Source organism: Nocardiopsis salina YIM 90010, from assembly GCF_000341025.1.
GTDB lineage: Bacteria > Actinomycetota > Actinomycetes > Streptosporangiales > Streptosporangiaceae > Nocardiopsis > Nocardiopsis salina.
Window position 1 is genome coordinate 1 of record NZ_ANBF01000100.1, and the last position, 9,631, is coordinate 9,631.

Annotated in this window: 9 protein-coding genes; 4 read left to right on the forward strand and 5 right to left on the reverse strand. The window is 69.8% G+C overall.

Annotated features, from left to right (window positions below):
- Nucleotides 1-570 precede the first annotated feature (570 nt).
- Nucleotides 571-1,926 (forward strand): SLC13 family permease, encoded by a 1,356-nt coding sequence (locus D474_RS0111460; RefSeq protein WP_017613711.1) that lies wholly within the window; start codon nt 571-573, stop codon nt 1,924-1,926.
- Nucleotides 1,927-1,942: 16 nt separating this feature from the next.
- Here D474_RS0111460 and D474_RS0111465 read toward each other — a convergent pair whose 3' ends face one another.
- Nucleotides 1,943-2,653 (reverse strand): FadR/GntR family transcriptional regulator, encoded by a 711-nt coding sequence (locus D474_RS0111465; RefSeq protein WP_026118397.1) that lies wholly within the window; start codon nt 2,651-2,653, stop codon nt 1,943-1,945.
- Between the two features lie 126 nt (nt 2,654-2,779).
- On the opposite strand from D474_RS0111465, the gene D474_RS0111470 reads away from it, so the two are divergent.
- Entirely contained in the window at nt 2,780-4,000 is a 1,221-nt protein-coding gene (locus D474_RS0111470; protein ID WP_017613713.1) for a CaiB/BaiF CoA transferase family protein, read from the forward strand.
- Nucleotides 3,997-4,839 carry an enoyl-CoA hydratase/isomerase family protein gene (locus D474_RS0111475; RefSeq protein ID WP_017613714.1) on the forward strand — a complete coding sequence of 281 codons (843 nt, stop codon included), beginning with the start codon at nt 3,997-3,999 and terminating at the stop codon, nt 4,837-4,839. The genes D474_RS0111470 and D474_RS0111475 overlap by 4 nt, the downstream gene beginning before the upstream one ends.
- Nucleotides 4,840-4,909: 70 nt before the next feature.
- Here D474_RS0111475 and D474_RS34070 read toward each other — a convergent pair whose 3' ends face one another.
- Complete coding sequence (locus tag D474_RS34070; protein ID WP_017613715.1) at nt 4,910-5,182, reverse strand: FAD-dependent oxidoreductase; 273 nt, start codon at nt 5,180-5,182, stop codon at nt 4,910-4,912.
- An 82-nt stretch (nt 5,183-5,264) separates the two neighbouring features.
- Here D474_RS34070 and D474_RS0111485 point away from each other — a divergent pair, with 82 nt between their 5' ends.
- Nucleotides 5,265-5,852 carry a helix-turn-helix domain-containing protein gene (locus D474_RS0111485; protein WP_017613716.1) on the forward strand — a complete coding sequence of 196 codons (588 nt, stop codon included), beginning with the start codon at nt 5,265-5,267 and terminating at the stop codon, nt 5,850-5,852.
- 3 nt (nt 5,853-5,855) lie between these two features.
- Here the strand turns inward: D474_RS0111485 and D474_RS0111490 are convergent, their stop codons facing one another.
- From D474_RS0111490 to D474_RS0111500, 3 genes are all read right to left on the reverse strand, one after another.
- Nucleotides 5,856-6,338, reverse strand: coding sequence for a GNAT family N-acetyltransferase (locus tag D474_RS0111490; RefSeq protein ID WP_017613717.1), 483 nt, complete (start codon nt 6,336-6,338; stop codon nt 5,856-5,858).
- Entirely contained in the window at nt 6,338-8,101 is a 1,764-nt protein-coding gene (locus D474_RS0111495) for an ABC-F family ATP-binding cassette domain-containing protein (RefSeq protein WP_017613718.1), read from the reverse strand. Before D474_RS0111495 ends, D474_RS0111490 begins: the two co-directional genes overlap by 1 nt.
- Nucleotides 8,102-8,254: 153 nt before the next feature.
- On the reverse strand, nt 8,255-9,052 hold the full coding sequence (locus D474_RS0111500) for a VanZ family protein (RefSeq protein ID WP_017613719.1): 798 nt from the start codon (nt 9,050-9,052) through the stop codon (nt 8,255-8,257).
- Nucleotides 9,053-9,631 lie beyond the last annotated feature (579 nt).

A 9,631-nucleotide genomic window follows, 5' to 3' on the forward strand; every position in this document is an offset into this window, starting at 1 on the left:
CGCCAGGCTGCACGGCTGTTGTCGTCGGGGCACCTGTCGCTGCGGTGTGAACTGGCACAGCCGCATTCGGGATGGCCTCTGGTGTGCACGTGGTTCGCGCAGGTACCCGGCGGGGAGGTGGAGCGTACCGTGCGGTCGCTGACCACACACCCTCAGCTTCGGCTGTGCGTGTCGACGGTGAGCGGGCCGAACCTGTTGTTCACGTTCTGGGCACGCAGCCCGGAGGACCTGGGCCGTCTGGAGTCGGTGCTGGAGAAACGGCTTTCCCCCCTGANGCGTAAGCGCATGGGATGGCTCCTGGACGGTTCGGGGCGCAGCACGGGGGAGGTCGTGGCACCCGACCCCACGCTGGTGGCCTGACCGGATCCTCCCCAGCACACTCCCCCACAGCAGAGAGCGCCCGGTCCCGTGCGCACCGAGTGCGTCGGGACATCTTTTTTGCTCGGGCAAACCTGTGAACCAACAGACCTTGACGTGAGATCTGAGTCACCCGCACAGTGGACTATCCAGTAATCCACTGTGCCGAGAGTGGCGCACGTGGCACTGGCGATTCACATGCAAGGAGAATCGATGTCGATCGTTTGGGTGCCGGTCCTGGCCCTGGTGGTGATCTTCGTGATCGCCATCGCGTTTCCCGTGAACATGGGTGCGCTGGCCTTCGTGGCGGCCTTCCTCGTCGGAACACTGGCCCTGTCCATGAGCTCCTCCGAGATCATCGCCGGGTTCCCCGGGGACCTCGTGCTCATCCTCATCGCGGTGACGTACCTGTTCGCCATCGCCCAGGGGAACGGGACCGTGGACCTGTTGGTACGAGGCGCGGTGCGCGCGGTCGGGGGGCGCACAGAGGCCCTCCCCTGGGTCATGTTCTTCCTCAGCGCCACACTGACCGCCGTCGGGGCGTTCAGCCCGGCCGCGGTGGCGATCATCGCCCCGGTCGCCCTCGGCTTCGCGGCGCGCCACCGCATCAATCCGCTCCTCATGGGAGCGATGGTGGTCCACGGTGCGCAGGCCGGGAGCTTCTCACCCGTCAGCATCTACGGCGGGATCGTCAACGGGATGGAGCAGAACCTGCCGATCGCGAGCAGCACACTGACGGTGTTCGTGCTCAACTTCACGTTCAACCTCTGCTTCGCCCTCGGCCTCTACCTGTTGCTCGGCAACAGCAGGATCACCGCCTTCATCATGGAGAAGACCCCCGGGGCGGCCAGGCGCTCAGCGTCCGCGGGCAGTGCCGGCGCACTCGTCGGGGCCGGGCACACCTCGGGCGGAGCGGGTTCCGCCCCGGTGGACGACACCGGTGACGAACCCGACCGGACCGGCCCGGACCGCATCACCCTCGATCAGGGCCTGACCCTGCTCGGACTCGTCACCATGGTCGTTCTGACGGTCGGCTTCGGCATGGACCTCGGGTTCGTCGCCATGAGCGTCGCGGTCACCCTGGCGGTGCTCTTCCCGCAGGGACAGAGGGACGCGGTCAGCAAGATCAGCTGGTCGACGGTTCTGCTGCTCTCCGGTGTGCTGACGTTCGTGGCGGTCCTGGAGGAGGCCGGAACCATCGACCGGGTGGGCTCGATGGTCACCGGGATCGAGTCGGCGCTGCTGGCCGCACTCCTGCTCTGTGTGATCGGCGCCGTGGTGACGGTCTTCGCCTCGACCACCGCCATGCTCGGCCTGGTCATCCCCCTGGCCGTACCGTTCCTGCTGCAGAGCGACGTCAGCGCCACGGCGATGGTGGCAGCGTTGGCGGTCGCCGTCACGCTCACCGACATCAGCCCGTTCTCGACCAACGGCGCGCTGGTCCTGGCCAACGCGAACGTCTCGGACCCCGGGCGGATGTACCGCAGCATGCTGGTCTACACCGGCGCACTCTGCGTGCTGGCTCCCTTGGCGGCCTGGACGTTCATCGTCGTACCGGGGTGGATCTGATGCGCGCGGGAACGCCTCAGTCGTCGTCCGGCTGCCAGGTGAGAAGGCGGACCCGGCTGACCGACTGCAGGTGCTCACGCATGGCGGCGACGGCGGCCTCGGGGTCCTGCGCGCGGATGGCGGCCACGATCGCGCGGTGCTGGCGCAGTGATTGCGACGGACGGTCGGGCTGGTGGAGGGACTCCCTCCGGGTCTCCGCGATCTGGTCGGAGAGCTCGGACATGAACGCGGTCAGGAGCTCGTTCCGCGCGGCCGCGGTGATGGCGGCGTGGAACCGGTGGTCGCCGTCCTCTCCGAGTTCACCGGAGGCGATGTCGGCCTCCATGACGTCCAGGGCACTGTCGAACGCGGCGAGGTCGTCGTCGGTCCTGCGCAGGGCGGCGAGCTCGGCCAGCTTGGTCTCGAGTGCCTCGCGGGCATCGAGGACGTCGGGCAGGCGCCGTTTGCGGTCGACGAGCTTCGACACGGGTTCCGGGCTGAGATGGTCGGTGCGCAGGTATGTGCCCCCGCCGTGCCGGATCTCGACGAGGCCCTGGACCTCGAGCACGACGATGGCCTGCTTGATGGAGGCGCGGCTGACACCGATGCGTTCGGAGAGCTCGCGTTCGGAGGGCAGACGGTCACCGGTCTTCAACCGGGTGCGTGTGACGTGCTCACGCAGTTGATCGATCACCTGCTCGTACAGGCGTGATCGGACTGCGGGCTTGAACGAGCCCGTATCGGTCACCTGACACCCCCTTGACATCGCCGCGCCAGATTAGCAAACTAGCGGCCCACACAGCTATTGGATTACTGGATAGTCCAATAAGTGGATCATCCAATTATCCAGTGATCCAAAGTGAGGAGTGACGGTATGGACCACGAGCGCTCACCCTGGCTCGAACACGAAGGAACCCTCGGCGGACTCCGGGTGCTCGACTTCTCGCGCATCCTCTCCGGCCCCTTCTGCACCATGGCCCTCGCCGACCTCGGAGCCGACGTCATCAAGGTCGAGGACCACCGCAAGGGCGACGACACCCGGAGCTGGGGACCGCCCTTCCAGGGCGAGGAGGCCTCCTACTTCCTGAGCGTCAACCGCAACAAGCGCTCCGTCGCCGTCGACCTCAAGGACCCCGAGTGCGCCGCCCTCGTGCGCCGGCTCGCGCTCTCGGCCGATGTCGTGGTCGAGAACTTCCGCCCCGGTACCGCCGAACGGTTGGGCATCGGCTACGAGGAACTCAGCTCCCACAACCCCGGCCTGGTCTACGCATCGATCAGCGGCTACGGGCAGACCGGCCCCTACCGCCTCGAACCCGGCTACGACGCGATCGCGCAGGCGATCTCCGGGATGATGAGCATCACCGGCGATCCCGAGGGCGAACCGGCCCGCACCGGCAACTCGATGGCCGACCTCACCGCGGGGATGTGGGCGACCATCGGCGTTCTCGCCGCCCTGCGCGAACGCGACCGCAGCGGGCAGGGCCAGTGGGTGGACGTGTCGCTGCTCGACGGCCAGATCGCCTCGCTCACCTATGTTGCCGCCGGGTACTTCACCACCGGCAACGTGCCCCGCCGCCACGGGGCCGCCCACCCCACGATCGTGCCCTACCAGGCCTTCCCCACCTCCGACGGTCGGATCATGGTGGCTGCGGGCAACGACACCCTGTGGAAGCGCTTCGCCGCGACGATCGGACTGGGACATCTCGCTGAAAAGCCCCGTTTCGCCACCAACTCGGACCGTGTCACCCACCGCGACGAGCTCCTGCCACTGATCGAGAAGGCCTTGGCGGAACGCACCTCCGCCGAGTGGGAGGGATTGCTCGCCGAGGCCGGTGTGCCCGCGGGGCCCATCAACACCGTCGAGGAGGCTCTGGAACACCCCCAGGTCGCGGCCCGGCAGATGGTGGCCGGGGTCGAGCACCCCACGGCCGGGCACGTGCGTTCCCTGGCCAGTCCGGTGAAGCTCTCCTCGCGGCCGTCGTCGGTGCGCACTCCCCCGCCGACCCACGGTCAGCACACCGACGAGGTCCTCACCGCACTGGGCGCGGAGGCGTCGGAGCGGGCCCGGATGCGGGAGACGGGGGCCGCGCGATGACCGCGGAGCTGGACCACGGGTCGGGCACCGCCGTGACCCCCGGTGCGGGCGCGGGGGCCGGCTCCGGCAGCACGGCGGACGGTACGGGTTCCGGTGGTGCCGGGCCGGCGCACGTGGAGGTACTGCGGGACGGAGGTGTGGCACACGTCGTGATCGGCGACGGGCGGCGCCGCAACGCCCTCACCTCCCAGGGGTGGACGGCGATCCGGGACACCGTCGTGAGCCTCTCCAACGACCCGGAGGTGCGCGCGCTCGTCGTGTGCGGCGCCGGGGACACGTTCTGCGCCGGTTCGGACCTGACCGAGTGGGCGGGAGCCGACGAGGCGCACGTGGAGGGCTCCTTCGCCCGGATGGAATCGGCCTTCCGGGCGGTGGAAGCCTGCCCGGTCCCGGTGATCGCGCAGGTCTCCGGCGTTGCGGCCGGCGCCGGCTGCCAACTCGCCCTCGCCTGTGACCTGCGTGTGGTCACCGGCTCAGCCCGGGTGGGCATGCCCATCGCCCGGCTGGGGATCCGGACGAGCCCGTCGTTCGCGGCCCGGATGAACATGCTCGCGGGCCCGTCCGTCACACGCGACCTGCTCTACACGGGACGGCTGCTCGACGGCGCCGAGGCCGTGTCGGCGGGCCTGGCCGACCGTTGCGTGGCCGAGGACGAGTTGTCGGCCACCGTCGGCGACATGGCGGCACGCATCGCCCGGCAACCGGCCGAGGCCGTGCGCGCAGCCAAGAGCGCCGTCGAGACGGCGCTGGCCCCCGTGCGGACAGCCACGCTGCACAACACCGGGCCGGCCGTCACCTTCGACCGGTTCCGCGAGGCCGTGGCGGACTTCGTCCGCTGACCCGCCCCGGTGCCCGGGCTCGGCGACCCTCCCCGGACCCGGGCACCCCCACCCCGGGGTGGACGCATGCTCACCGGGTGACCCCCGGCTCAGGCCGCGCGGGCGGCGACCGCGGCGGCGGTCTCGGCCTCGAAGAGGTCGGCGTTGATCCCGGCGCCTGCCCTGGCTCGCGGGTCAGGTAGGCATGGGCGTGCTCGGCCGGTGCGTTGCGCGGGGTGCCGTCGTCGACCACCAGCACCGTGCGGTGTGCCCGCCCGAGGGTGACGGCGGCGCTGAGCCCGGCGGGACCGCCGCCCACCACCACCGTGTCGAAGACGTCCGTGTTGCCTCGTGTCCTGCCCATGTCATGACCTCCCATGGACACGCAGTATCGGCGAGTTCTCCCTGCCTTGACAATCTTTGTTGCCGATGCGGCAATACCGGACATGAACGACGACCTCGCCCGCGTCCTCGACGTGGTCGGACCCCGGCTGCGCGACCTGCGCAAGGAACGTGACCTCACGCTCGCCCAGGTGTCCGCGGACACCGGGATCTCCACCAGCACCCTGTCCCGGCTGGAGTCGGGCGGGCGGCGCCCCACACTGGAACTACTGCTGCCGCTGGCACGGGTGTACGAGGTCCCGCTGGACGAGCTCGTGGACGCACCCCGCACCGGCGACCCGCGCGTGCACCCCACGCCGGTCACGAGGGACGGGGTGACGGTCGTCCCGCTAACGAACGACCTCAGCGGGCTGCGTGCCTACAAGTTCGTCGTGCCACCGCCCGAGGGGCCGCTTCCCCCCGCCGACCTGCAGAGGCACGAGGGTCACGACTGGCTGTACGTGCTCTCCGGCCGGCTGCTGTTGAACCTGGGCGACCAGGAAACCGTGTTGAAGGCGGGCGAGGCCGCGGAGTTCGACACCCGAATGCCGCACGCGATGCGCAACCCCGGACCGAGCACGGCCGAGTACCTGACGCTGTTCGGGCCCCAGGGCGAGCGCATGCACGTGCGCGCCCGCACCGTGAACGGATGAGCGTCAGTCGCGCGGCAGTTCCAGGGTCATGAAGACACTGTGCGGGTCCTCGGTGTAGGGAGCGAAGGGCGCGCAGTACTCGAACCCGAACCGGGTGTAGAGCGCGCGCGCGGGCGCGAAGAACCCGAACGAGCCGGTCTCCAGGCTCACGCGTTCGAACCCCCGCTGCTCTGCCTCGCCGAGGATGTGCGTGAGCAGGGCCGAAGCGACTCCGCTCCGGACCCTGGTCGGGCTGGTACGCATCGATTTGAGCTCGGCAAGGCCCTGCCCGAGGTCCTTGAGCGCCCCACAGCCCACCAGTGAGCCGCCCTCCGACACCCGCCAGAAGGAGACCTCCGGGGCTCGTAGAGCGTCCAGGTCGAGGGCGTGGCTGCTACCCGGGGGAGACAGCTCCCGGAGCTGCAGGACGTGGCCCTCGAGGAACGCGGCGATCTCGGGTCCGGACAGGTCGTCCTTCTCGATGGCGAACGCCGTCGGTGCGGTCATCAGTCGCCCGCCGTCTCCGCCTGCTCGAGCCAGACCTCCTCGAGCTCCTCGCGCTCGGCGGAGAGGGTCTTGACCTCGGCGTCCAGCTCGGCGAGCTTGGCGTAGTCGTCGGCGGCCGCGGCCATGAGCTCGTGGAGCTCGGTCTCACGCTTGGTGATGCGGTCCATACGGCGCTCGACCCGCTGCATCTCCTTCTGTGCAGCGCGGCGCTCGGCGGCCGAGACCTTCGGCTGCTCCTTCGGCGCCTGCTCGGCCACGCCGGGGACCTCGGCCGGGCCGGCGGTCTGCTCGCGGCGCCGCAGGTACTCCTCCACGCCGCCGGGCAGGAACGCCAGGGTCCCGTCGCCCATGAGCGCCATGACCTTGTCGGTGATGCGCTCCAGGAAGTACCGGTCGTGGGTGACGAGCACGAGCGAGCCCGGCCAGCCGTCGAGGAGGTCCTCCAGCTCGGTGAGGGTCTCGATGTCGAGGTCGTTGGTGGGCTCGTCCAGCAGCAGCACGTTCGGCTCGTCCATGAGCAGGCGAAGGAGCTGCAGCCTGCGCCGCTCACCGCCGGACAGGTCCCCGATCGGGGTCCACTGGCGCTCTCCCCTGAACCCGAAGCGCTCCAGCATCTGCCCGGCCGTGAAGTCGCGCTTGCCGATGGTGACGTGCTCTCGCACGTCCTTGACGGCCTGCAGCGGGCGCTGGGCGGGGTCGAGCTCGGTGACGTTCTGCGACAGGTGCGCGAGCTTGACCGTGCGGCCCACCCGGACCGTTCCGGAGTCGGGTACGCGTTCCTCCGCCAACAGCTTGAGCAGGGTGGACTTGCCGGCGCCGTTGACACCCACCAGGCCGACGCGGTCCCCCGGGCCGAGCTGCCAGGTCAGGCGGTCGAGCAGGGTGCGGTCCGGGACGGAGTAGGAGACGTCCTCGAGGTCGATGACGGTCTTGCCGAGGCGGGTGCTGGCGAAGGTCACCAGTTCCACGGTGTCGCGCGGCGGCGGCTCGTCCGCGATGAGCTGGTTGGCGGCCTCGACCCGGAACTTGGGCTTGGACGTGCGCGCGGGGGCGCCCCGGCGCAGCCACGCGAGTTCCTTGCGCATGAGGTTCTGGCGGCGCTCCTCGGCAGCGGCCGCCTGGCGCTCGCGCTCGGCCTTGGCGAGCACGTAGGCGGCGTACCCGCCCTCGTAGCGCTCCACGGTGCCGCGGCCGACCTCCCACGTGCGGGTGGTGACCGCGTCCAGGAACCAGCGGTCGTGGGTGATGACCACGATCGCCTCGGAACGGCCGTTGAGGTGCTGGGCGAGCCAGGCGATGCCCTCGATGTCGAGGTGGTTGGTGGGCTCGTCGAGCGCGATGAGGTCGTGGTCGTCGACCAGGAGACGCGCCAACCCGGTGCGCCTGCGCTCACCGCCGGAGAGTTCCGACATGGGCAGGTCGAGATCCCACCCGCTGAGCAGACCCCGGAGGATGTCGCGGATACGGGCGTCCCCGGCCCACTCGTGCTCGGCCCGGTCTCCCAGGACGAACTGCCCCACCGTGGTGTCGGGGAAGTCGTCGCGCTGGTGCAGGAACCCGACCCGCAGGCCCCGGTTGTGCACCACACGGCCGGAGTCGGGTTCGGTCAGGCCGGAGAGCACCGAGAGCAGCGTGGACTTGCCGCCACCGTTGCGGCCGACCACTCCGATGCGCTCACCCGCCTCGATGCCGAGCGAGACCTCGTCGAGGAGCACGAGCGGCCCGTAGGCCAGGGACACGTCCTGAAGATTGACCAGATTCATCGCTTCCCATTGTGGTGCCACAGCTGCAGTGCCCGCGCCCGAGGAGCGTCCGGGGGGACCCGCTCCACGGGCACGGACACCGGTGGCGGGGCGCGACCGGCGATGAATGCACGGGCGCGGCGGGCCGGGAGGGGACGGCCCGCCCCGCCCGTGTCACCCGGATCCCTGACCGACCGGGCTCGGAGAAGGATCCGGTGCTGGTGAGTGCACCCAGCGGGCCGCGCCGAGGGCGATCGCGGCCACGGCCGTCCCGGCCAGGGACCCGGAGATGTTGACCACCACGTCCCCGGTGTGTGCGGTGTTGCCCGCAGCCATGGCCCATTGGACGGTCTCGATGCCGACCGACAGGGCCGCACCGAAGAAGATCCGCGCCGACCACCGGGCGAAGGCGTAGAAGGCCAGAACCCCTATGGGGACGAACAGGACGAACTCGAGCAGGCGTTCCTCCAGGAGGAGGGCGGCCGCACCGGCGCCGTCCAGGCCCGCACCCATGTCGGCGAGCACGGCGTCGGCGTCGTGGTCGGAGGACGGGTTCCCGTGCACGTCCACGACCTCGAGTCTCCCGGGGTCTCCGTGCAGGAAGAGATCAGTGCCCTCGGAGCGTCGGAGCTCTTCGCGTTCGTCCGCCGAAAGTTCTCCGGAAGTGTAATGGGCGAGGCGGCCGTCGCCGAGTTCCGTGGTGAGTTCGTGCTCGGTGCCCTCGACGGTGTCGCCGACGGCCGCAGTGGGGGCCCATTCGACGCCGCGTGCATAGGTGCCCACTTGGTCCCATTGTCCGACGGGGGCGGCCAGCCCGAGCAGGAAGAGCAGGGTGCACGCGGCGAGAAGGCCCCGTGGGAGTCCGGACGGCGAGCGCAGTTCGTGGAGCGCCAGGTAGAACGCACCGACGAGCAGCACCACGAGCACGAGTCCCACCGTCAGGGGTTCGACGTAGGAGAGCAGCTGCCACATGCGTCCTCCGTGCGGAGAGAACCGGGTTCCCCGAGTTCGTCGAGTTCCCGGACCGGACTCTGGAACTGTACACACGGAGAATCCCTGGAACCGAGGCTTTCTCTGAATCCCGTCGGCAGAATTCCTCGACCCCTCCGACCGAATTCGGACCTTCCACCCACACAAGATCGGAGGAATTATCTCTCGGGCGACGTAATGCCCTCATGGTTCATATCAACGGAACCCGGACGCATCGCCCGCGCGTTGCCCCCCTACTCACGCAGAAACACCCCTGCAATACGGGTGGGGCCCCTCCCACCCGCGTCCGACCCCGAACACCACCCCGACCCCGACATCGACGCAGGTGGAAGGCGCACATATCCATCACGGAACCCCGCCGGCGCCCCGGGGACTCCCGGAGATTCCCGCCGGAGATTCTCCACAGCCCGCGCCCTCACACACCCGGCCCGGCTCCGCACGGTCCGGTGCACATAATGCGCACGGAAATCGCTCCCTTAAGGGACAACCCAAGGGCCCCACGGGCCCCCGTCGGCCCAGGGCTGTTTCAAAGTCGGGGGAGGTCGGTATCGGCGCTGGTCA